The organism is Shewanella violacea DSS12 (genome assembly GCF_000091325.1).
In the GTDB taxonomy this organism is placed as follows: Bacteria; Pseudomonadota; Gammaproteobacteria; order Enterobacterales; family Shewanellaceae; genus Shewanella; species Shewanella violacea.
The window spans coordinates 4,791,337-4,816,698 of the sequence record NC_014012.1 but is presented as its reverse complement, the minus strand read 5'-3'; the positions used below and the strand labels follow the sequence as shown (position 1 = coordinate 4,816,698).

At 44.8% G+C, this 25,362-nt stretch carries 24 protein-coding genes; 20 read left to right on the top strand and 4 right to left on the bottom strand.

The window, feature by feature from the left end:
- The first annotated feature begins 177 nt into the window (after window positions 1-177).
- Window positions 178-2,319 (top strand): TonB-dependent receptor, encoded by a 2,142-nt coding sequence (locus SVI_RS19970; protein WP_041420130.1) that lies wholly within the window; start codon window positions 178-180, stop codon window positions 2,317-2,319.
- A gap of 183 nt (window positions 2,320-2,502) precedes the next feature.
- Window positions 2,503-3,375: a transporter substrate-binding domain-containing protein gene (locus SVI_RS19965; protein ID WP_013053464.1), complete on the top strand. Its 873-nt coding sequence runs from the start codon at window positions 2,503-2,505 to the stop codon at window positions 3,373-3,375.
- 42 nt (window positions 3,376-3,417) lie between these two features.
- Here the strand turns inward: SVI_RS19965 and SVI_RS19960 are convergent, their stop codons facing one another.
- On the bottom strand, window positions 3,418-5,265 hold the full coding sequence (locus SVI_RS19960; protein WP_013053463.1) for a M14 family metallopeptidase: 1,848 nt from the start codon (window positions 5,263-5,265) through the stop codon (window positions 3,418-3,420).
- A 366-nt stretch (window positions 5,266-5,631) separates the two neighbouring features.
- On the opposite strand from SVI_RS19960, the gene SVI_RS21950 reads away from it, so the two are divergent.
- The 3 genes from SVI_RS21950 (at window position 5,632) to SVI_RS19945 (ending at window position 7,100) form a co-directional block, all read left to right on the top strand.
- The gene (locus SVI_RS21950) at window positions 5,632-5,886 is read left to right on the top strand and encodes a DUF6176 family protein (protein ID WP_013053462.1); all 255 of its coding nucleotides are present in this window, start codon (window positions 5,632-5,634) and stop codon (window positions 5,884-5,886) included.
- 215 nt (window positions 5,887-6,101) lie between these two features.
- A complete protein-coding gene (locus SVI_RS19950; protein ID WP_013053461.1) occupies window positions 6,102-6,440 on the top strand; it encodes a hypothetical protein in 339 nt (112 codons plus the stop codon).
- A 27-nt stretch (window positions 6,441-6,467) separates the two neighbouring features.
- Window positions 6,468-7,100, top strand: a complete 633-nt coding sequence (locus SVI_RS19945; protein WP_013053460.1) for a DUF4937 domain-containing protein — start codon at window positions 6,468-6,470, stop codon at window positions 7,098-7,100.
- Between the two features lie 71 nt (window positions 7,101-7,171).
- Here SVI_RS19945 and hslO read toward each other — a convergent pair whose 3' ends face one another.
- Window positions 7,172-8,035: an Hsp33 family molecular chaperone HslO gene (gene hslO / locus SVI_RS19940; protein ID WP_013053459.1), complete on the bottom strand. Its 864-nt coding sequence runs from the start codon at window positions 8,033-8,035 to the stop codon at window positions 7,172-7,174.
- Between the two features lie 89 nt (window positions 8,036-8,124).
- A complete protein-coding gene (gene hslR, locus SVI_RS19935) occupies window positions 8,125-8,523 on the bottom strand; it encodes a ribosome-associated heat shock protein Hsp15 (RefSeq protein WP_013053458.1) in 399 nt (132 codons plus the stop codon).
- A gap of 277 nt (window positions 8,524-8,800) precedes the next feature.
- On the opposite strand from hslR, the gene gspC reads away from it, so the two are divergent.
- The 12 genes from gspC (at window position 8,801) to SVI_RS19875 (ending at window position 20,785) form a co-directional block, all read left to right on the top strand.
- Window positions 8,801-9,709, top strand: a complete 909-nt coding sequence (gspC, locus tag SVI_RS19930) for a type II secretion system protein GspC (protein WP_013053457.1) — start codon at window positions 8,801-8,803, stop codon at window positions 9,707-9,709.
- Window positions 9,710-9,807: 98 nt separating this feature from the next.
- Window positions 9,808-11,946 (top strand): type II secretion system secretin GspD, encoded by a 2,139-nt coding sequence (gspD, locus tag SVI_RS19925; protein WP_013053456.1) that lies wholly within the window; start codon window positions 9,808-9,810, stop codon window positions 11,944-11,946.
- Window positions 11,939-13,510 carry a type II secretion system ATPase GspE gene (gene gspE, locus SVI_RS19920; protein ID WP_013053455.1) on the top strand — a complete coding sequence of 524 codons (1,572 nt, stop codon included), beginning with the start codon at window positions 11,939-11,941 and terminating at the stop codon, window positions 13,508-13,510. Before gspD ends, gspE begins: the two co-directional genes overlap by 8 nt.
- A gap of 61 nt (window positions 13,511-13,571) precedes the next feature.
- On the top strand, window positions 13,572-14,795 hold the full coding sequence (gene gspF / locus SVI_RS19915; RefSeq protein WP_041420129.1) for a type II secretion system inner membrane protein GspF: 1,224 nt from the start codon (window positions 13,572-13,574) through the stop codon (window positions 14,793-14,795).
- A 106-nt stretch (window positions 14,796-14,901) separates the two neighbouring features.
- Window positions 14,902-15,336 (top strand): type II secretion system major pseudopilin GspG, encoded by a 435-nt coding sequence (gene gspG / locus SVI_RS19910; RefSeq protein ID WP_013053453.1) that lies wholly within the window; start codon window positions 14,902-14,904, stop codon window positions 15,334-15,336.
- Between the two features lie 95 nt (window positions 15,337-15,431).
- Entirely contained in the window at window positions 15,432-16,028 is a 597-nt protein-coding gene (gene gspH / locus SVI_RS19905) for a type II secretion system minor pseudopilin GspH (protein ID WP_013053452.1), read from the top strand.
- Between the two features lie 10 nt (window positions 16,029-16,038).
- A complete protein-coding gene (gspI, locus tag SVI_RS19900) occupies window positions 16,039-16,407 on the top strand; it encodes a type II secretion system minor pseudopilin GspI (RefSeq protein ID WP_041420486.1) in 369 nt (122 codons plus the stop codon).
- A complete protein-coding gene (gspJ, locus tag SVI_RS19895; protein ID WP_013053450.1) occupies window positions 16,388-17,161 on the top strand; it encodes a type II secretion system minor pseudopilin GspJ in 774 nt (257 codons plus the stop codon). The genes gspI and gspJ overlap by 20 nt, the downstream gene beginning before the upstream one ends.
- 67 nt (window positions 17,162-17,228) lie before the next feature.
- Window positions 17,229-18,230: a type II secretion system minor pseudopilin GspK gene (gspK, locus tag SVI_RS19890; protein ID WP_013053449.1), complete on the top strand. Its 1,002-nt coding sequence runs from the start codon at window positions 17,229-17,231 to the stop codon at window positions 18,228-18,230.
- 97 nt (window positions 18,231-18,327) lie between these two features.
- A complete protein-coding gene (gene gspL / locus SVI_RS19885) occupies window positions 18,328-19,521 on the top strand; it encodes a type II secretion system protein GspL (RefSeq protein ID WP_013053448.1) in 1,194 nt (397 codons plus the stop codon).
- Window position 19,522: 1 nt separating this feature from the next.
- A complete protein-coding gene (locus SVI_RS19880; RefSeq protein WP_013053447.1) occupies window positions 19,523-19,999 on the top strand; it encodes a type II secretion system protein M in 477 nt (158 codons plus the stop codon).
- A 24-nt stretch (window positions 20,000-20,023) separates the two neighbouring features.
- Window positions 20,024-20,785, top strand: a complete 762-nt coding sequence (locus SVI_RS19875; RefSeq protein WP_013053446.1) for a type II secretion system protein N — start codon at window positions 20,024-20,026, stop codon at window positions 20,783-20,785.
- A 96-nt stretch (window positions 20,786-20,881) separates the two neighbouring features.
- Here the strand turns inward: SVI_RS19875 and yrfG are convergent, their stop codons facing one another.
- Entirely contained in the window at window positions 20,882-21,547 is a 666-nt protein-coding gene (gene yrfG / locus SVI_RS19870) for a GMP/IMP nucleotidase (protein WP_041420128.1), read from the bottom strand.
- A gap of 501 nt (window positions 21,548-22,048) precedes the next feature.
- Here yrfG and nudE point away from each other — a divergent pair.
- The 3 genes from nudE (at window position 22,049) to SVI_RS19855 (ending at window position 25,347) form a co-directional block, all read left to right on the top strand.
- The gene (nudE, locus tag SVI_RS19865) at window positions 22,049-22,594 is read left to right on the top strand and encodes an ADP compounds hydrolase NudE (protein WP_013053444.1); all 546 of its coding nucleotides are present in this window, start codon (window positions 22,049-22,051) and stop codon (window positions 22,592-22,594) included.
- Between the two features lie 70 nt (window positions 22,595-22,664).
- Entirely contained in the window at window positions 22,665-23,480 is an 816-nt protein-coding gene (gene cysQ / locus SVI_RS19860) for a 3'(2'),5'-bisphosphate nucleotidase CysQ (protein ID WP_041420127.1), read from the top strand.
- A 97-nt stretch (window positions 23,481-23,577) separates the two neighbouring features.
- Window positions 23,578-25,347, top strand: a complete 1,770-nt coding sequence (locus SVI_RS19855) for an MFS transporter (RefSeq protein WP_013053442.1) — start codon at window positions 23,578-23,580, stop codon at window positions 25,345-25,347.
- The last annotated feature ends 15 nt before the right edge of the window (window positions 25,348-25,362 follow it).

Sequence of the window (25,362 nt, the reverse complement as noted above, 5' to 3'; positions counted from 1 at the left end):
GGGAGGCGGTATGCTCCTAGAGTCGATAAATACTAAGGTGCTGGCAATAACACTGGCACTTATTTGATTGTTAACTTGTATGGTTTTTTTGATCAATTGTAAATTTTGTGCGTTTTCATTGTTATAGTTTTTTAAATAGTAATAATAACGATTTCTATTTGTAGTATGGACCATAACGTGAAATTAAGTATGATAGGGCTAGCCGTAGTTGCAGCACTGACTGCAGGCTCGGCTCTTGCACAGCAAGAAGCGGTAAATACATCTGATGCTGACAATGTCGAGCACATCCTGATCACCGCATCTCCTTTCGCACAGAAACTCAGTGATACTCCTAATTCAGTTTTTATCGTGTCTCAGCAAGATTTAGATCTTCAACGAGTTGTCGCACGTAACCTCTCAGAAATCATTTCGAATCTAGTTCCTGGCTTCTCTCCAAGTACCGAAACTATGTCAACCTTTGGGCAGAACTTCCGTGGTGGTAAAGCCATAGTGATGATCGATGGTGTGCTGATCTCAACGACTTTGAGAGCTGGTGGCCGTGATCTACAGTCAATCTCAGTGGATGTGATTCAGAGCATAGAAGTGATCAAGGGCGCCAGCGCCATGTATGGCAATGGTGAGGCGGGTGCCATCATCAATGTGATCACCAAGAAACCTACGGCTAACTTCGAGATGCAAACTAGTGTGGGAGTGGAAGCTTTTTCCGATGAGCTATCCGATGCTGGTTATAGTATATCCCAGACCTTCTCGGGCACTACAGAGTCAGATCTAGGCTATTTGTTGAACCTATCGGGTAAAGACCGCGGTAACCTATATGATTCTAACGGTAACCAGCTCCCCGGCGCGCCTAATAGCCAAGGTGGTATGGGTGATGCGGATGAGTACGATGTATTAGTTAAACTAGATCAAGAGATGGACTCCAGTCGTGTAGCCCTGCTAGCTCATCACTACAAGATAGAGAACAAGTTGCATTATAAACGTAGTGTTAACGATGATAATGGACTGGTCGAAATCGATGAGACTCAGCCATATAGTGGACCCAACCCAACGACAGAGCTAAGCACAGTACAAGTTACCTATGATCATGATGATGTATTTGGCCAGCAATTAAGTCTTTCGGCTTATATGAGTAAGGTCAATGTAGGCTATGAGTCTGGCTCCGAAATTGTCTCCGACAGGAGTGGTTTCAAGGCTGCTATGCAGTGGACCATAGATAATCGCAGCCGCTTAGTCTATGGATTCGAATACGGTAAGGATAATACCGAGCAAGGTAGAGATCGTGATGTCATTCTAAGCTTAGACGTTAACGGTGTTCCCATAACTGAATCTCAATATATCTGCTCTGTGTGCGATCTTACTGAGACTAAGCTGAGCCCGTTTGCCCAATACTGGAACCAGATCACCGAAGATCTGACTCTACAAATTGGTCTGCGCTATGAGAACTTCGAGATTGAAGTGCCTGATTATCAAAGATACAAGAGAGGGATTCTTAGTGAGAAACAAGGTGATACCTTAAAGTACCATAAGCCCTTGGTTAATTTAGGACTGGTATATAGCTTGAGTGACTCTAGCGATATTTTTGCCAGTTTCTCTCAAGGCTATTCTCATGCTGATATGCGTATGTTGAGAGACATGCCGGTGGACAGTGTTACTGAGTTTTCCGATGATATCCCAGCTACACAAACAAACTACTATGAAACGGGTTTACGCTTCAAAAATCAGGACCTGCAAGGCAGTCTTTCTTTCTTCTATTCCGATATCAACGACGGTTATGCCTATGACTACAATGTCGATGCACTAATTGCCAAACGCGTTGCCGCCGTGGTGGTCGCCGATGAGAAAGTTTGGGGCTTCGAGGCTACTCTGGATTATCGCCTCAATGAGGCAATAAAGATCGGCACCTCGGTATCTCAATCTGAAGGTAAGCGCACCAACAGTGAGACTGGCGTAGATTATTGGATGAATGGCACAAAAATAACCCCAATCAAGGCGTCGGCCTATGCCGATTACCGATTCAACGACATGGCTTCTGTACGTATGCAGGTTAACTATGTGGGCGATAGGGATAAAAACGATCGGGAAAGTGAGGCTGGCTATAGTTACTATGAGTCTCCCTATGATGGCTATACCTTAGTGGATCTTATCTCGACGTTCGATACAGACTATGGGCGCTTTACCTTAGGTATAGATAACTTGCTTAATGCAGACTATCAGCCTCTGGTGTCTCAGATGAATAAAGAAGTTGTTTGGGAAAAATATCGCAATCAGTTTTCAGGTTACGGGCGACGTTTAGCCCTCGAATATAGCGTGAATTACTAGTATCTAAGATATGAACAGATAAATCCCAGAATAGAGGCTCCCATTGATTGGGAGCCTTTTTTGTTTGTAAGGCCTTGGCTTTACCTCGCTTGCCAGTCGTAAAATAGTCAGTTAGTTTAATTAGAGTAAGTTTAGATACATCTAATCTAATTCAAACCTATCGCTATTCTCACAAAGGTAACTATGCGGGCTATTATTCTTTTGCTACTCATCTCTTCCTTGGTTTTGGCCTCAAATACCAGGGCTGCCCCCATCATTATTCAGCCTCAGAAGTCTGCTGATGATGCTAGCTATAGCTATTATGTCGATCTTATCACCCTTATATTGGAGCTGACTCGGGAAAAATATGGTGCAGCCAGCTTGGTCGAATCTGAGTTGATTTATACCCAGAACCGGGCATTTAGTGCGCTTAAACAGGGAAGGTTAGATCTCTTTTGGGCGGGAACCAATAAACAGAGAGAAGCGGAGTTTCGTGCTATTAGAGTCCCCTTGATGGGAGGCTTATTGGGAGTGAGAGTCCCTGTTATACGTGAAGAAAAGTATCAAGCGTTTCAGCAGATAGGCACATCTGGTCAGTTAAAAGCCCTTATCGCATGTCAGGGGGATCAATGGCCCGACTCAGATATCTTAGAGAGTAATGGCTATCGCGTCGAACGAGTCACCAAATTCGCTCTTATGTATAGCATGCTCAAGCAGGGGCGATGTGATTATTTTCCTCGAGGCATCACCGAGGTCTACGCTGAGCTGGGGGGGGCTGATAAACAGGACTTAATCCCTTACGATAAGATATTACTCAGCTATCCATTCCCCATGTATATCTTCGTCAGTAAAGACAATGAAGCTTTAGCCCTGAGGTTAGAGCAGGGACTGACCTCTTTAACCAAGCAAGGTAAGTTACAGGTGTTTATGCAACACCACCCAGTCACCAAAAATGTATTTCCTCTGGAAAAGTATTCAGACTCTAAAATGTTTCGTCTGAGCAATACCAATTTACCCGAGTTGACGCCACTTACCCATGAGTCGCTCTGGCTACAGATTAAAACTAGCCGGGATTAATTATCTGTCCCGGCTAGAGAGTACTTCTTATTCGTCTTAGGGCTATTTCTGTCTCAATACCGGGTATTTTTGGTACTGGTCATCATAGTAGGGGCTTCTCTGATAAAACCAGCGCAGACGTGCCTTAGGGTCTGCCGCAAATTCTTCATCTTTTAGGGCTGTGGCGAATTCCAACTTTAGCTTAGGGTCATCCTTGAGCATTTGAGCCGCTAGAGGTTCGACGGCATAATTTTCGATATATTCGGTACGGGTGAATATGGGGTTAAAAAATCCCCACTGCAGCAGAGAATCCGGGGACTGGGGTTCGAGTAGTAAGATAGCCAGATCGCCCAAGGGTTGCTGGGTATCGATTTTTACCGTGCCGCTAGGCATTTCGGTCTCAATTGACTCGAGTCTTGCCTCGGTCTTCACCGTCTGTCTGCCTTCATAATCCTTGCTTCTGAATTTAGGCTCACTGAGTTCATATTGCTGCAGTTTCATCTTTGTTGGCTGGAGCAGCCTGGTCATGCGGATCCCGTGAATTTTCAAACGCTCAATCACTTCAGTCCATTGTGGCGGAATATAGTAAGCACTAGGTCGAGTCACGCTGATGTCTGGAACTGTATTGCCTATCACGGGCAGGTTAAGGTAAAGCTTAGGAACTCCGGTCCATCTGACGATATTATTACCGCTGATTGGGCTTTTTTCCATGCGATATCCTATGCCCTTAAAGTTCCAACCTTGCTTCTGCTGTGCATCTTTCCAGGTGAGTGTCACTCTTGGCTGATAGTTGAATTTATCCTGCTTGATGGCTGACTTTAATTTCGTGGCCTGCTCACCTACTACTTTGAGTGTTGCTTCGAGCATGACATAGGTCCCTAGCACTCGCTGCTTGTAGGGCTTAAGGCTGTGGTTCTCAATCAAGATAGTCGGCAGGTGTCTGGCATCACCATAACCATTGGAATAACGTGGACTGGCGTTCCATAGGGACATGCCTTTAGTGATGTCTGTGTTATCTATGGCAAAGACTAAGGGACCGGGAATATGGCCCTGGCTAGTGAGTGCCGACTCGATACGTGGACGGTAATCGTTTTCTAACCAAGCATAGCTTGCTGGGCTGAGTCCCTGTGGCAAGTTATAGCCGAAGGTCACATCATATTGATAGTCGATGCCATCGGTGACATGGACATCGATATAAAGATCCGGTTGCCACTCATTGATGGCTCTTAGCATATGCTGCATCTCTAATGCATCGGCCTTGGCATAGTCTCGGTTCAAGTTAAGGTTATTAGATGTTGTACGCCAGCCCATATTCACCGGACCGCGTTGATTTACCCGATTATATTGGCTTGAACGCTCGTGACCATCGACACTAAAAATAGGCACGAATAACAGGTTAGCCTTGTCGAGTAATTCGCTTTTACCTCCTAGTACCAGATCACGCAGTAACATCATGCCCGCATCTTTACCGTCTATTTCACCTGAGTGGATCCCCGCCTGAACCAGCACACTAGGTTTACCCTTCTCGGCTAATGTTTTTGGCGTATTGGCACCTTCACTCGAGGCTATGATCATCCAGATATCGCGTCCCTGTGGGCTCTTACCTAGGCTAACCTTGTTTAACATGTCTGTCTGGGCTATGAGCTTATCCAGCCAAGCAAAGGTCTCATCATAACTTGGGCTGGTCTTGAGGCCATTTTTCTCGAAGGGGGTCGCCCATTCATCATCGGCATTGAGGAGCAGGGCTTCACTCTTGCCATGCCATTCGATAGCTGGTGGCAGAATGGCATCGTTGATGTAAGTGTTAGCGATTTGGGGCTCTGCTAGCTGAGAAGCGACTTCATCGTTAGCTATAGCGGAATAACTCGCAAGGCTAACCAAGATGGCGGCTGATAAGTGTTTGAAACGCATCTTAGGTACTCAATATTAGTCTTATTATTAGCCTGATATATTTCATTAAAATTGTAATGAGTACAAGAGAAGATCTTAAAGTTATGGCCACTTTACTTTCGGCCTTGAAATGAAGGCTGGTATATTTTTTAGTGTCGGAAAGTTGATGTGGCAGTCATAGTGAATGGTAATTAATAGCCTGCGGCTCGCTTATGTGCAGGTACCTTTTCGGGACGCTGTGAAGCCATCCATGGCCGCTTAACTAAAACATCCATGTTTTCGATACCCTAAGTTGCCTCTACACTAGAATATTTTGTTAGTTCGGATATGACTCTTAAGTCTTGGTGAGTGAAAATTATTTAATCTAGTATGCTTCAATTGTGGAATATGATGGTTTTTTATGGGTTTATGGTCTTGTTCAATATGGAAGCTAAGCTATTAAAAATTAAGTTACAGCCAGATTCTCGTCCACACTTAGAGCATTTGATCACTTATATGCGTGAGCATATTGAATACCCAAGAAACGAGATGGCGCAAAAACGTTATTTTTGGGACTCAGTTTTCTTTGAGCAAACCAAGGAAGCTGAATTTATCTATATAGTGATTAAATCTGAAGATTTTTTCCAGCATAATGGCCGATGAGGCTAACCTCATCGCAACACCATTCAGAGAAGTGTACGCAAGGTTTAGAGCTGAATGCTGGGCAGCAGAAATGTATACCGATTTTGAACCTATATTTTGCTTTAATTCATCTATGACATTCTCTGTCTAGAGCTAGTTGAATCATGATGTTGAGTTTCATTTTAAATTTAGATTCTTGGATGTTGCTCCCCAGCTCCCAAGAATAAAGGAAATATATGCCACAAGATCAAGATGAGAACTTTAAGCGGCTGACACGCATTGCCAAGTTTCTGGTGCCTACATTTATCTTACTTGGTGTCATTGTATTCAGCTGGTTTGAACTCAGTAATCAGGTGCTCAACATTGAAGTCGTGAATAAAAACCTAGAGTGGAGCCCTGCTTGTTCTGCAGCTAATTGTTCGGGTGTACCAACCTTCTATATTGTTACTCCAGAAGAGAGCTTTATCACCACGGAGGCTATCTATAATCGAATCGAGATTGGGGCAAAATATGATGTTGAAACAGAAGGTTTTACCGACTCACCAGTCCATAGAAGAATCGATTTCTTGTTTTAAAGACCTTGAGTTAGGTTAAGGAATGACATGATAGCTAAATATATTCGATGTGATGTGACGTCACAGATGAGGCCTGAATTTTCTAAGGGGCAAGGTCTTTGGCAGGAAACGGCGCCCTGTGATGGTTTTATATCTCAGCTTGGAGGTTGGGAGCGGACAACTGGCAAGGCGATTATCTTGGCTCTTTGGCGAGACATGAATAGCATTCAGGCTTTTATGACGTTAGAACACGATGTTATCGCCGAGAATACCAATCAAGCGGGTACTTACAGTGCTATTTCTGTCTCATATTTACAAGCTGTGATGACTATACCAGGCTCTATCGAACGCTCGGAAGATAGGCAAGCAGATTGCGGTTTTATGCGTATTGCCGATTGTCAGGTGAGCCCAACTAAGGCAGATCTATTTATTCAGGAGCAGCAAGATCTCTGGAATCCTGGGATGCAGAAGCTTGAGGGGTTCTTGGGTGGACACTTATGGCAATTTATCCATGAGCCTCAGCGTTATCTGGTTACTAGCTATTGGTTGAGCGAAGAAGATCATGACGACTATGTCCGCGACCATTTTCCCCTCTTAAAACAGCAAGCCGCTAGCAAGATCATTGCAACAATCTCAGGCCATCAGGTTCAAACAGAGAAAAGCTGGAAAATAACGCTTTAATGTCAGTCGATAACTTTTGAGATAAAAAAAAGGATGCCTATGGCATCCTAGATTCATTGATATTGTTTATATTACTGTTTAGTCGCGGGAGACTGAGCATTGCTGAAGATAGCTGCGATATCGATGGAATCGAAGCTATAGTTGGTGTTGCAATACTCGCAGCCCATATCAACTTTACCTAGTTCGGCAATGATGGCATCTATTTCGGTTTTAGGGACTGTGCGAACAGCCTTAGCAGTGCGTTCTCTGGAACAGGTACAAGAGAAGGTGACTTGGGTCGGTTCGAAAAGACGTACTTCTTCTTGATGGTAGAGACGATGAAGTACATCTTCGGCTTCAAGATCATACAGTTCTTCAGCCTTCACTGTTGCTGTAAGCTGCTCTAAATGCTCAAAACCTACATTATGTTCACCTTCGCTAGGTAATACTTGCAGCAACATACCTGCAGCTTGTTGGCCATTGGCAAACAACTTGATATAGGTAGGTAACTGTTCAGATTGAGCGAAATAATCTTCGAGGCAGGCAGCTAAGGTGCTCTTGTCTAGTGCTACTACACCTTGATAACGCTCACCATCGGTAGGCGTGAGGGTGATTACCATATAGCCTTTATTGCCGAATAGTTGCTGCAGATCGGCGTCTTGCTTCAAGTCACCATTCCAGCGAGCTACACCACGTATCTGTTGTAGGTTGTTACCATTGATAACGGCAAGTGATACTGGACCGTCACCCTGAAGTTGTACACTGATATCACCATTGAATTTCAGTGTCGCGGTAAGCAGAGATGTTGCCGCCATAAGTTCGCCCAGTAGGTGCTGAAGTTGTACTGGATATTTGTGGGCAGACAAAATTTCTTGATAACTCTTCTCGAGTTGCACTAATTCGCCACGAACGTCTGCATTTTCAAATAGGTAGCGGTGTAAATTATCTTTACTCATCTCAATCTCACAATTACATTTAGTATGAAGCCTATGTATCGGCGCCAATTAAACTAGTATATGGTGGCTAGGTATCAATTTTTCAACGCTTAGCCTTCTTTAAAGCGTATGAGCTGGCGTCGTTGTTTCTTGTCTGGTTTGTGGTCCGGTGCTGGATTATTCAGTATATTCAACCGCCTCGCCTCTGCGTATGTCTCTCGCTTGGCTATGCTTTCGGGTGTTTCTTGGTATAGAGTTTGTGCCAAAATTGCTTTTTGTCGCTGTTCTGACAGTTTTTTGATGACTATTTCTTTTTCGTCATAGCCTTGTCTTAATGTTATTACGGCATCTAACTCAGCCATTTTACTCGATTTGGTGCGTTGGCCGTTATAGTGCACTTTGCCACCATTAATCTTCTCTTTGGCGATAGCACGTGTTTTATAGAAGCGTGCGGCCCAAAGCCACTTATCCAGTCGGACCGAGCTTGTGGGTTCGAGGGATTTAGTCATTGAGTCTCCGTAGTGTAATCAAGTGCTATATAATGATGGCGAGTTCACATGCTGGGTAATTAAATCTCTATAAAACTCGCGAATCACCTAAGATAGCTGTCGGTTTTACACCCTTATTCTGCGCGTAAATTTAGCATAATTTGGCTAGTCTAGCCAATTATGCAGCTGTTATAAGCTTGTTACTCTTGTTGCGCTCAACAGTGTGAGTTAGCATGAGTCAGGATTTACTAAATTATTATAATCAGAACAGAGACCTGTATAGAGGGTCCACATAAATATGGATTTATTAGATAAAGTTATTACCAAGGTCGCAGACATACCACATAAGCCTTTGAGTTCAGCTACTTTTTGGCTTGTTTTAGTGCTTGTTATTTACCTTTTTGCCCAGATCACCTGGAAGCTCATTCCTGTATCGGATGGGGCTCAAACCTGGCGCCCGACGCCAGTTAATAGCAGCTCCAGAAGTGATGTGAATATTGGAGTGCTGCAAAAACTGGCGCTTTTTGGCAAGGTGGATGCCGATACGGCTAAGTCTGAGGCTGAGCCCGTCGCTGAGATGATCACTGACGCTCCCAAAACCTCCCTATCGATTCAGTTAACTGGCGTGGTCGCCTCGACCATACAGCAGAAAGGCTTAGCGGTTATTGCCTCTGGGGGAACTCAGAATACTTATGGTCTAGGCGATAAGATTAAAGGCACCTCAGCATCCCTTAAAGAGGTCTACGCCGATCGCATCATAATTACCAATTCGGGACGTTATGAGACCTTAATGCTCGATGGTCTTAAATATGAGACTAACGGTCAGGCTAATAAGCAACTTCAACGAGCCAAATCGGTGAGGAAGATAGATAAGCGCAAAAATCAGCAGGTAGCCCAAGATATAAAGCGGTCTCGTGAAGAGTTACTGGCCGATCCAGGTAAAATTACAGACTTTTTATCCATATCACCCGTACGTCGTAACGGTGAGTTAAGTGGCTACCGTTTGAATCCAGGCAAAGACAGAGAGCTGTTTAAACGAGCTGGATTTAAAACCAATGATCTTGCTAAGTCTATGAATGGTTATGATCTCACTTCAATGAGCCAGTCCATGGAAGTGATGGCCCAGTTACCTGAATTAACTGAAATATCTCTTATGGTCGAAAGAGATGGTCAGCTAATAGAGATCATGTTCAGTTTACCGGAATAATTAAAATTAGAGGGTGAGACGAATTCCTAGTCTTCACACCTCCTCAGTATTTGTTTGAGCCTTATGGGCGAACTAATGGGTTTATGGGAATTAAAATAATGAATAATAAGAGTTTTCGCAGAAAATTAATTGCAGGACTTGTGATGGGAGCCGCTCTTTTAACTCCTACACTTGCTTGGTCAGAGCAATATGCGGCTAATTTTAAAGGAACTGATATCCAGGAATTTATCAATATCGTTGGTAAAAACCTCAACCGTACCATTATTGTCGATCCCACGGTTCGCGGTAAGATCAATGTCCGCAGCTATGATCTACTCGATGATGAGCAATATTATCAATTCTTCCTCAATGTGCTGCAGGTCTATGGTTATGCCGTCGTAGAGATGGATAACAATATCATCAAGGTGATCAAAGATAAGGATGCTAAAACAGCATCTATTCGTGTGGCTGATGATGATACTCCAGGTGTTGGCGATGAGATGGTGACTCGCATCGTGGCCCTATACAACACGGAAGCGAAACAACTTGCCCCTCTGCTACGTCAGCTTAATGATAATGCCGGCGGCGGTAACGTAGTTAACTATGATCCATCGAATGTCTTGATGATCTCTGGTCGCGCGGCCGTGGTAAACAAGCTGGTCGAAATTGTTCGTCGCGTCGACAAGCAAGGCGATACCGAAGTGAAGGTGGTCCCCCTCAACTTTGCATCTGCCGGTGAGATAGTTCGTATCATAGAGACCTTAAATCGTGTAACTGGCAACAAGTCTCAGTCGAGTCAGGCGCCTAAAGTGGTTGCCGATGAGCGTATGAATGCCGTGATTGTCAGTGGTGATGTGAAGGGCCGTCAACGCGTGGTCGAATTAATCAGGAAGCTAGACGCGGAGCAGGCCAGTACAGGTAATACTAAGGTTCGCTATCTGAGATATGCCAATGCAGAAGATCTTGTCGAAGTATTGATGGGCTTAGCCGATCAGCTGTCCAGCGATAAAGATGGTGGTGGTAAGCCAGGTGGTAATAAACGCCGTAAAGATATCAATATCATGGCCCATGCCGAGACGAATGCCCTTGTTATTACGGCGCAACCGGATCAGATGCGCACCATAGATAGCGTGATCAATCAGCTGGATATTCGTCGTGCTCAGGTATTAGTCGAGGCGATAATCGTTGAAGTGGCCGAGGGCGATGACGTTGGTTTCGGCATCCAGTGGGCTACGGCATCGGGTGGTGGTACTCAGTTTAATAACTTAGGCCCGACAATTGGTGAGATTGGTGCCGGTGTCTGGTTGGCCAAGGATCAGAAAGCCTCACAGACATGTACAGGTTCAGGCGACAATAAAACCTGTACCGATAACCCGGATACTCCCGGTGACATCACACTGTTAGCCCAAGCGTTGGGTAAAGTTAATGGTATGGCCTGGGGAGTGGCCACAGGTGACTTCGCAGCCTTGATTCAGGCGGTATCTAGCGATACCAAGTCAAATGTATTGGCGACACCTTCTATCACGACTCTAGATAACCAGGAAGCCTCATTTATAGTGGGTGACGAGGTTCCCATTTTAACCGGTAGCCAGAGTTCGAGTAATGGCAACGAAAACCCTTTCACTACCGTCGAGCGTAAAGAGGTGGGGGTAAAGTTAAAAGTTATTCCCCAGATTAACGAAGGCAGCTCAGTTAAGCTGACTATTGAGCAGGAAGTTTCGGGTATCAATGGTAAGACTGCTGTCGATGTTACCTTTGCAACCCGTCGTTTGACCACTACTGTGATGGCTGACTCGGGTCAGATTGTCGTCTTAGGTGGCCTGATCAACGAAGAGGTGCAGGAGAGTGTGCAGAAGGTACCTTTCCTCGGTGATTTACCGCTAATTGGCCATCTGTTTAGGTCTTCATCTAGCAGTAAGAAGAAGAAAAACCTGATGATATTCATCAAGCCAACCATTATTCGTGATGGCATCACAATGGAAGGCATAGCAGGTCGCAAGTATAACTATTTCCGTGCGCTGCAGTTAGAGCAGCAAGAGCGAGGCATTAATCTGATGCCGAATACCGATGTGCCTATACTCGAAGAGTGGAACCAGTCTGAATACCTGCCGCCTGAGGTCAATGATATTCTACAGCGCTACAAAGAGGGTAAAGGTCTGGAGACAAGAATGCGTAAGACAGACCCTGCCCTTAAGAGCATCTCCGAGAGCAAGGAACACGATAAGTCTCTAGATACTGATGATAACGCCGATGAGTAATACTCAAATCCCTCAGAGTGATGAGCTGGCTTTAGTTTCTGAAGAGGTTTGGCAAGATGCTGAAATCGACAGTGATGAAGAGTATCGTTCCGATAGCAGGGAGCGCTTACCCTTCGCTTTCTCTCATCGTTTCTATGTGGTGCTAGATGCGGGTGTCGACGATGCTTTGACCTTGTATCATACCGCCGAGACTCCTTTGTCTGCTCTGCTAGAGGTTAGACGCTACACGGGGCGTGAACTGCCTTTGGTGCAGCTGGTACCGGCCGAATTTGAGGCTAGATTAACTCATGCATATCAGGCTAATTCTTCCGAGGCTCAGCAGTTGATGGAAGATATTGGCAATGAGATGGACCTGTATACGTTAGCCGAAGAGTTACCTCAGACAGAGGATCTGCTCGAAGGCGATGACGATGCGCCTATCATCAAGTTGATCAACGCCTTGTTATCGGAAGCGATCAAAGAGGAAGCCTCAGATATTCATATCGAGACCTATGAGAAGCAGCTAATTGTTCGCTTCCGGGTCGATGGCATGTTGAAAGAGGTGCTCAAGCCCAATCGTAAGCTTTCATCTTTATTGGTTTCTCGTATCAAGGTGATGGCACGTCTGGATATTGCTGAGAAGCGAGTACCCCAAGATGGTCGTATCTCACTGCGAATCGGTGGTCGTGCCGTCGATGTACGTGTGTCGACTATGCCGTCGAGTCACGGCGAGCGTGTGGTATTGCGCCTGCTGGACAAAAATACCGGTAACTTAGACCTAGTTCAACTTGGTATGACAGAGCAGATCCGTATTCAATTCGATGAATTGATCCGCAAGCCCCATGGCATTATCTTGGTAACTGGTCCTACGGGCTCGGGTAAGAGTACAACTCTATATGCTGGTCTTAGCGAGCTGAACTCCAAAGACACCAATATTCTTACGGTTGAAGATCCTATCGAGTATGAACTTGAGGGGGTGGGTCAGACTCAGGTAAACGCTAAGGTTGACATGACGTTCGCTCGTGGCCTAAGAGCGATACTGCGACAAGATCCCGATGTGGTGATGATAGGTGAGATCCGTGACTTGGAAACGGCTCAGATTGCCGTCCAGGCATCATTAACTGGTCATATGGTGTTATCGACTCTTCACACTAATACCGCATCTGGTTCCATCACTCGCTTACAAGATATGGGGGTGGAGCCTTTCCTTGTCTCATCGAGTCTGTTGGGCGTGCTGGCCCAGCGTTTGATTCGAACCTTGTGCCCTAATTGTAAATCTGAACATGTACCCGATCTTAGTGAACGTAAGTTACTCGGTCTTGTTGATGATGATCAAAGGATCATATATCGCGCCGAAGGCTGTAAGTCTTGTGGCAATAATGGTTATCGCGGTCGAACGGGTATTCATGAACTGCTTATCGTTAATGACGAAATCCGTGAACTTATCCATACAGGACGTGGTGAGTTAGCCATCGAGAAGCTTATTCGTCAAACCACACCGAGTATTCGTCATGATGGCATGAGTAAGGTTCTGGCCGGAAAAACCACCCTCGAAGAGGTGTTACGCGTTACTCGCGAGGAATAATTCATGCCTGTATTTGAATACTTAGTTTTAGATAAAGTAATTGAAGCTGTGGAGATTTTCTATGCCTGCATTTGAATATAAAGCATTAGATAAACAAGGAAAGCAGCAGAAAGGTGTGATAGAGGCGGATACCCCTCGTCATGCTCGTGGTCAGCTAAGAGATAAACGCTTGATGCCGTTAGAGATCAAGCCGGTTATCGAGAAAGAATCTAAGGCTCAGTCCGCAGGGAAAAGTCTTTTTCAGCGCGGTATATCCGTGGCAGAACTTGCACTCATCACACGTCAAATCGCCACTCTGGTTGCGGCGGGGCTTCCCATTGAGGAGGCTTTGAAAGCGGTCGGTCAGCAGTGCGAGAAAGATCGTCTGGCCAGCATGGTCATGGCGGTGCGCTCTCGTGTGGTCGAAGGTTATAGTTTAGCCGACTCTATGGCTGAATTCCCACATATCTTCGACGATCTCTATCGCGCCATGGTGGCATCGGGTGAAAAATCTGGTCATCTGGAGGTGGTGCTAAATCGCTTGGCCGATTACACCGAACGTAGGCAGCAACTGAAAAGCAAGATGACTCAGGCGATGATCTATCCCATAGTATTAACCGTTGTGGCCATAGGTGTTATTGGGATTCTACTGGCGGCGGTAGTGCCCCAGGTGGTTGGCCAGTTTGAACATATGGGCCAGCAGTTACCCTGGACGACTCAATTACTGATTGCATCGTCAGACTTTGTCAGAGACTACGGGCTTATTGTTTTAGGTGTGGTGGCCGGTGCATTTGTCTTGTTTAAACGCTTACTGACTAAACCAGAATATAGAATGAAGTATGATTCCTTGCTCCTCAAGCTACCGGTTATTAGCAAGATCAGTAAGGGACTCAATACGGCACGTTTCGCGAGAACCTTGAGTATCTTAGCGGCGAGCTCAGTGCCCCTGCTAGATGCGATGCGAATAGCTAGCGAAGTCTTGATTAATGTCAAGGTCAGAGCGGCGGTGGAAGAGGCTACGGCGCGAGTGCGTGAGGGAACAAGTTTAGGTGCAGCATTGACGAATACGAAACTTTTTCCGCCTATGATGCTCTATATGATCGCCTCGGGTGAAAAGAGTGGCCAGCTAGAACAGATGCTCGAGCGGGCTGCAGATAATCAGGACAGAGAGTTCGAGTCGAATGTCACTATAGCACTGGGGATATTTGAACCTATGTTGGTTGTGAGCATGGCAACAGTAGTGTTATTTATCGTCTTGGCTATTCTACAGCCAATTTTAGAGCTTAATAACATGGTCAGTGGTTAATTAGGATTAATCGTACAATCGTGTTATCAGTAAAATAAGCTTTTCGTTATTCATTTTCTCTGGATCTAAATAGAGATTCAGAGCGTTTTTTTAGAGGAATTTGTACATGAAAATAAGAAATAAGCAGCAAGGTTTCACCCTACTGGAAGTCATGGTAGTTATCGTAATCTTAGGGATTCTAGCTTCTATGGTTGTTCCTAACCTGATGGGAAACAAGGATAAGGCCGATCAGCAAAAAGCAGTTTCCGATATCGTAGCCTTAGAAAATGCCTTAGACATGTATCGTTTGGATAACAGCATCTATCCAACGACCGAGCAGGGTCTGGATGCCTTGGTACAAAAACCTAATAGCTCACCTGAGCCGCGTAATTATCGTGAAGATGGTTATGTGAAACGTTTACCACAAGATCCATGGAGAAATGATTACTTGTTACTGAGCCCGGGCGAAAATGGCAAGCTGGATATCTTCAGCACAGGTCCAGATGGTCAAGCCGGCACAGAAGATGATATCGGTAACTGGAATCTACATAATTTCCAGTAAGCACAGGCATTTTGAATCAGTAATTATATGAAACCATTGAGTTCATCATCTATGTGTCTGCATATTCATGACTCGTCTTTCTATGGGATTAGTCGATGAAGCAATTACACCAGAAAGGTTTTACCTTGATGGAGGTGCTCTTAGTGGTGCTCTTGATGGGTTTGGCCGCCTCGGCGGTAACCATGACTATGAGCGGTGCAGACCCACAGAAAAAGCTAGAGAGAACAGCACTACAGTTTATGACAGCTACCGAGATGGTACTCGATGAAACTGTGCTTAGTGGCCACTTCATCGGTATTGTTATCGAAAAGACCAGTTATAAATATGTCTTCTACGATGAAGGTAAATGGAAGTCATTAGATAGAGATCGTATTCTGACCGAACGGCAGATGGACGAAGGGGTTGAGATTAGCCTGGTTTTGGATGGTTTACCTCTGGTGCAGGAAGATGAAGAGCAAGACTCTTGGTTCGATGAGGACTTCATCGAAGAGGAGAGCGAAGAGGAGAAAAAGAAGTATCCTGAACCGCAGATCTTGTTGTTCCCAAGTGGTGAGATGAGTGCATTCGAGATAAGCTTCTTCAGTGAAGATGATCAAGGTAATGAAATTGAAGCATTAGTGGTTGGTGATTCCCTCGGACGTTTAACTCTGGGGCGAGACGATGACGTTAATGGCGGCGATGATGGACACTAATAAGATTAATATCAAAAAATCCAAGGGCATGACCTTATTAGAGGTGATAGTGGCATTGGCTGTGTTTTCCATTGCGGCAGTATCTATTACTAAGAGTCTGGGAGAGCAGATTGCCAATATGCCCATCCTAGAGGAGCGTACCTATGCCCAATGGGTGGCTGACAATGTGATGGTCGACGCCAGATTGGAAGCTAAATTTCCCGATATAGGCAAGAAAGATGGCGAAATGGAGCTTGCCGGCCGTGATTGGTATTGGCGCAAAGAGATAGTGAAAACTTCTGATGATAAATTCCGCATGATACGTGTCAGTGTCAGCAATGATGACCGTTATAAACGTATCCTTGTTCAAGTGAGTAGTTATGTACTTAATCCGGAATAGAAGCCATAGGGGCTTCACCTTACTCGAGATGTTAATCGCTATCGCAATCTTCGCCATGATTGGCTTGGCGGCAAACGCGGTATTGAGTACGGTTATTAAAAACGATGAAGTCACCAAAGAGTTTTCCGATAAGTTGAAGGCACTGCAGCAAGGCTTCGGTGCGTTAGAGCGTGACTTAGGCCAGATGGTGGCTCGTACTCCCAGATTATTAGAGGGAGGCCGAGGTACTAGTGTGTTTCAAACGGGCTCAGATATTTTAGATTCCGAATCTGAGGCTTTGGTCTTTTTCCGTTTAGGCTGGCTTAACCCAGATGGAATTTTACCCCGTGGCAGCATACAGTCGGTGGCATATGTAGTTAGAGATGGTGCCCTCGAGCGTTGGTATTATCCATATCCTGAACCCGAATTTGGGGCAGAGCCGATTAAGACCATAGTGATGCGAGGGGTTATATCGGTCCAGTACTCCTTTTTTATGGAAGATAAATGGGAAAAAAAGGTCGACGGCTCTAAGTTGCCCAAAGCGATAGCCATGGAGATCGAGCTAGAGGGTTTAGGCAAGATCCAACGTAAATTCTTACTGCCATTAGGCGCGCCTCTTGTTCCTAGTAGTAATGACGGCGGTAATAACAATAAAGATAAGGACGACGGTAATAACAAGGACAGTAGTAATAACAATAATGGCGGCGGTAATAGCAATAAGGGTGGCGGTAATAACAATAACGGCGGCAATAGTAATAAGGGCAGTGGTAATTAATGGTGGTGGCAATGACTATGAGAATGGTAGAAAACCTAGCACCTAGAAGATTCTTGGTGCTTAACTAGTGAATCAACTTCCAGCTAAACAGCGCGGCGTCGCACTTATCGTGGTGTTGTTGATCGTTGCCATGGTGGCGATTATCGCCACGAATATTAATAGTCGTAATCAGCTATCGGTTCGCCGTACCCTGAATTTGGCCGAGTATAATCAGGCATATTGGTACGCCATCTCCGCCGAAGAGTTGGCTAAAAAAGTACTCAAACAAGATTTTGAAGACTCAGACGACAATAGAGTGCATCTGCAACAATATTGGGCACAGGCCGATGTGGTTTTTCCCGCTGAGAATGGCGAGATAGGCGGTACAATTTCGGATCTCAAGTCTTGTTTCAATCTCAATGCATTATCGGCCAAGAGTGAAAAGGGAGCCGGAGGCAGTCAGCCTAAATTACCACTGGCGGCGGTGCAATATAAAGGCTTGTTGGTCGCGTTAGGTATGGATGATTTCGGCGCAGAACGGCTAACTCATACCCTAAAAGATTATATCGATGAAGACTCAACGGCTAGCCCATTTGGCGCCGAAGATGCAGATTATGAGTCCCGTGCGGTACCGTACCGTGCGGCTAATACCTTAATGAGTCACCGAAGCGAGTTAAGGGCCGTGTTGGGATATACACAAAATATCTATCTTAAGTTGCTGCCCTATATATGTGTGATACCAGGCGTTAAAACACAAGTATTGAATGTGAATACCATTAAGGTCGAGCAGGCAGCACTGCTTGCTGGCATGTTTGCCAATAAAATTTCAGTGGGTGAGGCGGAAAGTATCATCAATCAACGTCCAGCAGATGGCTTTGAAAAGATTGATGATTTTACTAATATCTCCTCTATATCTAGCCTAATAGCGGCTAATGAGGCTTTAAAATCCAGCTTCGATATAAAATCAAAGTATTTTAAGTTGGATGCTGGGGCTAAAGTTGAGAATGCCAACTTCCGGCTAGAGAGCGTACTGAGAGTAGATGGTACTAAGATTGAGGTCTTGACTCGTCAATTTGGCGGACAGAAATAATTCTGGTGTTACCTGATATCGTCGGCGAGCATAATAAAAATAACATAACCTTGTTTGAACCTGTGTTGGTAAAGGATGAGGCAAGTGGAGAAGAGATTTGAGTGAAAGACTATTTATCCGCTTAGGAACAAGCCAAGAGCAAAGCTGCTCATGGCTGGTTTGGTCTGAGCTGGAGCAGGAGATTATAGGTTCTGGTGAACTTAAAGATGCCCAGGCATTAGCTAGCCTGACAGAGCGTGCCGGCAATCGCCCAGTGGATATCCTTGTTCCATCCTCGGCGATAACCTTGACCCAAGTGGAACTGCCCGAGAAGGGTCAACGCCAGGCGATACAGGCATTACCTTTCATGCTGGAAGAGAACTTGGCAGAAAATGTTGATGACCTACATTTTGTCACGGGTCCTCGCGAGGGGGAGTATCTCAGTGTGGCTGTAGTTGCCCATGAGCAGATGCAAACCTGGTTAACTTGGCTCAGTGATGCGGGTTTGAAGGCGAAACGTATCGTACCCGATTGTTTAGCCTTGCCGCTTGAGCAATGCCAGTGGGCGGCTATGAAGTTTAATCAAGAATATTTGCTTAGGACTGGTGCCGGACTCGGAGTGAGTCTGAGTGAAGATTGGTTGCATATGGCACTGCCAAAACTGCTGCCAACGGATAGTGAGACCCAGGTAACTGTGGCTGGATATAGTGAGCTGAACTTAGCTGGGACTCAGGTACAAGCACAAGAACTTGAGCTTCCTATGTTAGTGCTGGCTAAAGGGATCTTATCGGCCCCGATTAACCTTCTATCGGGAAGCTATAGCCCTAAGCGTGAATATGGCAAGCATATACAAATGTGGCGTAATGCTGCGATTGTCATTGTGCTTGCTTTGGTGCTGGCCATGGTGAATAAAGGGCTCAACATTCATCAGATGAATACAGAGCAGGCGCGTCTGCAGCAGCAGAGTGAGACTATTTTTAAACAAGCTGTCCCGGGAACCTCACGTATAGTAAATCTTAGATCTCAAATGGATAGGCATCTAAGGAGCATGCAGGGCAGTGGCGGGGGAAGTGAATTCTTCTCTATGCTCGAAGGTTTAGAAGAGGCATTTACTCAGGTGCCTCAGCTAAAGCCGACAACGCTTCGTTTCGATAGTGCTCGTAATGAGCTTCGTATGCAAGTGACCGCCAAGAGTTATGCTCAAGTTGAACAGTTTAAGGAGATCGTTGCTCGCTCATATAAGCTAGATTCAGGTGCGATGAACAGCGGTGAAGACTCAGTCACCAGCACATTAACCTTGAGGAGTAAGTAATATGGAGAACGTTAAACTGTGGTGGAACGGTCTCATCTTACGTGAGAAGCAGCTCGTTAGCGCATGTGGCGTCTTTCTCGTCATCGGCATTCTTTATTGGGGGATCTGGACACCGATATCGAATGCGGAAATAGATGCCGAAAGAGGCCTGAAGGCACAGAAGAGCACCCTTAACTTTGTTAAGCAGACGGCGAATAAGATAGCCGGTCTCAAAGAAAATGGTACTAAAGCCAGCTTTAGAGGTAGCCTAAGTGCTGCGGTCAATCAGAGTGCCGGGGCGTTTGGCCTAGAGATCACTCGCATGCAGCCTCAGGGGAAGAAAATTCAAATATGGATGGACGATGTGCCTTTCGATGCCTTGCTAGGCTACCTTAACGAACTGGTACAAGAGAAGGGCCTATCTTTAGAAAGCATAGATTTGGCAGAGTCTGATACGCAAGGTTTAGTGCGCGTTCGTCGTATTCAATTGTCCCAGTAATAATTGTTTTATTAAGGTGTAGTAGTGAATTTAGCTAAAAAGATTATTATCGGCGTGTGTATCTATCTGGTGTTTTTGTTGGCCCTGTTACCTGCCAGTGTAGCGATAAAACTCGCGCCCTTGCCTAATAATATTAGTGTGACTGGTGTCTCTGGCTCAATATGGTCGGGAAGTATTGAGTCGATGACCATACAAAATAGGCAATTAGAGCAGGTTCAGTGGCAGTTGAGCCCTTGGGCCTTGTTTCTGGGGCAAGCCAAGATAGATCTGGTTATTGGCAATCGAGGTTCAGCGGTTAACGGTAAAGGATTAGTCATTCTTTCCATGAGTGGAATCGATGCCGAAGGCCTGAGATTCGAGGCGCCAACTAGCTTCCTGTTAGGTAATACTCGTCTACCTTTCAGAACCAAAGTCGGTGGCGATATCAGTTTGTTTATCGACCGTCTCGAACAAGGGACTCCTTGGTGTGAGCAGTTAAATGGTAAGTTATTTCTCAGTAGTGCCGGCGTAAAAAATCAATTCGGCAACTACCCTCTGGGAGATATAGAGCTAGCTTTGAGCTGTGTCGACGGTAACGTTAAAGTGAAATCAGATGAGACCATGAATCAATTAGGTTTTAGCGGTACCTTGATGCTACAGGCTGAAAAAGTGGTACAGCTTAGCGCTAAGATAAAAGAAACCAGTTCACAGCCGGAAGATCTGAAGAAAGCATTGGCTTTCCTAGGTAAGAAGGACAGTCAAGGTTACTACCCCATCAGTTATCAGGGTAGAGTCCCCGGGCTCTAAACAAGTGATAGCTTGAGGGATTAAGCTCATCTCTAGCAAAGAAAAGGCACCAATTGGTGCCTTTTTCATGTCAGTGGTTAAGTTATAGCAATCAAATTAACCTGCCAGAAGATCATCCAGTAACAGGTGATAATCCTCGATTGCAGGGAAATCTTTAAATACTTTATTGGGTTTCTGACTGTCTGGGTTAGTTATACCTAACTGATAACCAACACCGGCATCTTTTGCTGCCTGTAATATATCTTCGTTATCATCGATAAACAGGCATCGACTTGGATCTAACTGGAACTGTAAAAATAGGTGTTGCCAGAAGTGTGGATGCTCTTTCGGGTAACCAGTTTCGTGGCTGGAGATCATATGATCTAGCCCTGTAGCTAGCTCAGTATGTTCCAGCTTCAGAGCCAAGCTCTTGGGGTGGGCATTGGTGACCAGAATACGAGATTTTTTCTGTTCGCCTAGAGCTGACAGAAATGGCATGCTGTCTTGTCTTAATTGAATTCTATCGACTAAGGTTTTGTGTAGCCCAATGATATCTAGCTGTAATTCACTCTCCCAATAATCTAAGCAATACCACTCTAAAGTGCCGAAGACTTTATCATAAGATGATTCAACTAACGCTTGTGCTGCTTGACTGTCTAAGCCTCTCTGCCGGCTGAGCTCCTTTGGAACTAAACTTAACCAAAAGTGAGTATCGAAATGTAGGTCCAGTAAGGTTCCGTCCATATCGAGTAACACAGTATCTATCTCATTCCATGGAAACATCATTTATCCATTTTTTTCTTTGTTATTAAGTGTAGGGGCTGGCTTAAATATCTCAAGTCACAATTTATACTCAATAGTATTCATCCAATTGTAAGCTGAAATTATCCCATGTTAGTTATTGAAGTCTAGGAGCTTTACTTAACAATATCTCAAGTCACAATTTATACTCAGAAGTATTGATCTGATTGTAAGTCTAAATCATCCGATGTTAGTGACTTAAGTCTAGGAGCTTTACTTAACAATATCTCAAGTCACAATTTATACTCAGCAGTATTGATCTGATTGTAAGTCTAAATCATTCCATGTTAGTGACTTAAGTCTATGAGCTTTACTTAACAATGTCTCAAGTTACAATTTATACTCAGAAGTATTCATCCGATCGTAAGTTGAATCTATCTTATTTCGTGGAAATCATTAAACAACGAAGTTTCTGGTTGTAGATTAAAAACAGGATAGTAAGATTGTATTGTGAAGCACTTACCAATTGGCTCAGGGACTCCTATGAAGCACAAGAAACCAGAAATTCTAGGTTCAGAGATTGTTGCGCAAAGCCGCTTATTTAAAATAGAGCAGGTAAACCTAAAATTCTCTAATCAGGTTGAACGTCAGTATGAGCGGATGAAGGGGAATAATCGTGGCGCTGTGATGGTAGTGCCAGTTCTCAATGGAGATACACTGCTATTGGGGCGAGAATATGCAGCCGGTACTCACACCTATGAGCTTGGCTTTCCCAAAGGTTTAATCGATCCTGGTGAGGAGGCCCATGAAGCGGCTAATCGTGAGCTTCAGGAGGAGATAGGTTTTGGTGCAAGAAAGCTGACCCATCTGATGGAGCTGAGTCTGGCCCCTGGTTACTTTGCCAGTAAAATGCAGATTTTTATTGCCGAAGAACTTTATGAAAGTGTTCTGGAAGGAGATGAACCTGAGCCTATCGAGATGGTTCCCTGGCCCCTGGATAATTGGCAATCTTTACTCGAACTGGACGATTTTTCTGAGTCTAGAAGCGTAAGCGCCTTGTTTTTGGCTCAAAAATATCTAAAACTATAAGTGTTTGAAACATAATTATAAGAATCCTTTTTCTTATATGGGTATGTGTGAGTCGGCTGTTGGAGCAGTTATGAAGCCAGAAGAGTACATAGAACAAGTGATTGAAATTGCCGTTGAAGCGGGAATCAAAATACGTGATATCTATCTTAAAGGGACATATGAGAAAGAGATAAAGTCAGATAATACGCCAGTGACTTCGGCAGATATTGCTGCCCATAATATTATCACTGCCGCATTACAGGCTTTGACTCCCGATATCCCGGTACTTTCTGAGGAAGATGCAAATATTCCTTTCTCAGATCGAAAGGACTGGCAGCGTTATTGGCTGGTCGATCCCTTAGATGGTACCGGTGAATTTATTGCGGGAAGCGGTGATTTCTCTGTGATTATCGCACTGATAGAGCACAACAGACCTATCATGGGGATCGTATACGTGCCTATGACTGAGGTATGTTATTACGCTATTGCAGGACTCGGAGCCTATAAGCGTGATGGTCAATCAGAAGTCAGGATTATGAGCCATCAGTTGCCTGCTGATAGGGATCCGCCCCTCAAACTTGCCGTTAGTCGACGTCAGGATCCTAAGTCGGTACTTAAACTATTTAGTCATACCAAACACTGTGAATTGATCGTACTCGGTGGCGCAGCTTTAAAGAGCTGTCTGGTGGCAGAAGGAAAGGCTGATTGTTATGTGCGTATAGGGCCAACGGGTGAGTGGGATACCGGAGCTGCTCAGATCATTGTCGAAGAGGCTGGCGGGCAGATAATGGATATTGAGCTACAGCCCTTGAGCTATAATGAGCGAGAATCTTTAGAAAACCCTAACTTTATCGTGGTTGGTTCCCCTCATTTAGCCTGGGACGAGCTGCTAACTGCAGAGAGTTAAACTAATATAGTTAAGCAGGCCATCACTGATGGCCTTTTCTTTACGTGCAGGATTAACAAAATGATAGCTTATAATAATAGATAAGAGGCTAGATTTTATGATTTTGACTCGACGTTTCCTGCCCTATTTTATAACCCAGTGTCTGGGGGCCTTGAACGACAATGTCTATAAAAATATGCTGTTACTCTTGGTTACCTATTCTCAACTAGCTAGCTTGCCTATGGATGTAAACCTATTTGTTAACCTAGCCGCTGGTTTGTTTATTCTTCCCTTCTTTCTTTTTTCTGCTTATGCAGGTCTCATCGCCGATAATATCGATAAAGCCATATTAATTAGACGCCTGAAATTATTAGAAGTGCTCATCATGTGCTGCGGCGCGGCAGCAATCGTTAGCCAAAGCTACCTGATTATGTTGGTCTTGCTCTTTCTGATGGGAACTCAGTCGGCTTTCTTTGGCCCAGTCAAATATTCGCTCTTACCTAAGGTATTGAAGGATATTGAGTTGGTAAGAGGCAATGCTTGGGTGGAGATGGGTACCTTCATCTCTATATTGATAGGCACCTTAGTAGCGGGTCTGATCGTTGCCAGCGACAATTCCAATATAATAGCCGCGATAACTGTGGTTGTTTTAGCATCTGTTGGCTATATCTCAAGTAGATTCATCCCCTCTATTCCTCTGAGCTTTGAACCTAAAAAACTCAAATTTACTCCGTTTTCAGGTTCGATAGCCAGTATCAATAAAGCCAGGCGAACGCCTTCGATATGGATGGCTGTACTTGCTATTAGTTGGTTCTGGTTTCTCGGTGCCACCTATCTTACTCAGTTCCCCAATTTCTCTAAGTTACACTTACATGCAGGAGCCACTGTCGTTTCCTTGTTGTTAGCTCTGTTTTCTATCGGTATTGCGGCAGGATCATTTTTATGTGATCGCATGTCATTTAAACAAGTTGAGCTAGGACTCTTACCCTTTGGCTTGTTGGGTTTGACGGTTTTCGGTATCGATCTGTATTGGGCTGTACCCAGTTCAAGTCCTGTCGATATTTATACCGCCAGTAGCTTCATTGGTGAGCCTCAACATTACCGACTTATGTTCGATCTATTTATGGTTGGGGTGAGCGGTGGTCTGTTTATTGTGCCCTTGTATGCATTTATTCAGGCAAGAACCAAGGAGGGTGAGTGCGCTCAGGCTATTGCGGCAAATAACATAATGAATGCACTGTTTATGGTTATGTCTGCCGTCTTCTCCATACTCTTCTTAGGCCCATTAGGGGGAAGTATACTCCAGCTGTTCTTGATACTTGCCCTATCAAATATACTGGTAGGCTGCTTGCTGTTTATTAAGCAAGCTGAATTGAGATTGAGACTGGTCACTTACATTATGGCCAGATTTATATATCCACTGTCGGTGACTCAAGGTGACGCCTTACCTAAAAGGGGAAGTGCAACATTAATAGGCTCATCCACTTCAGCGAAAGAGCTAATTCTGATACAGAGCCTGTCTGTGAGGCCTATATTTTTTATATTAAACCAGCCTCTTGGGAGCGGATTTCTCGCCAAGGTGCTAAGAACATCGGGCAAGGTAGTAGAATCGGTATCGGGAAAAGGGGGGCTCGATGAGGGGAACCTGGATTATATCGAGAGCATAGCTAAGGCATTAGCTAGTGACGAACTGATTTATCTGTCCATACAGGATAATGCGAAGCTATCCGATAAGCTTGAGGGACTGATTGAGTCAGCACCTAGGCTGAATATCTCATTGAAGATCTTGGCTACAGGTAGAGGCAAAAAACCAGATAATAGGGCATCGAGCAGAAGAGTCGGTGTAGTGTTAACTGAAAGTGTAAACATACCCCTAGAAAATGACTAGAGGTATGTAATTGCT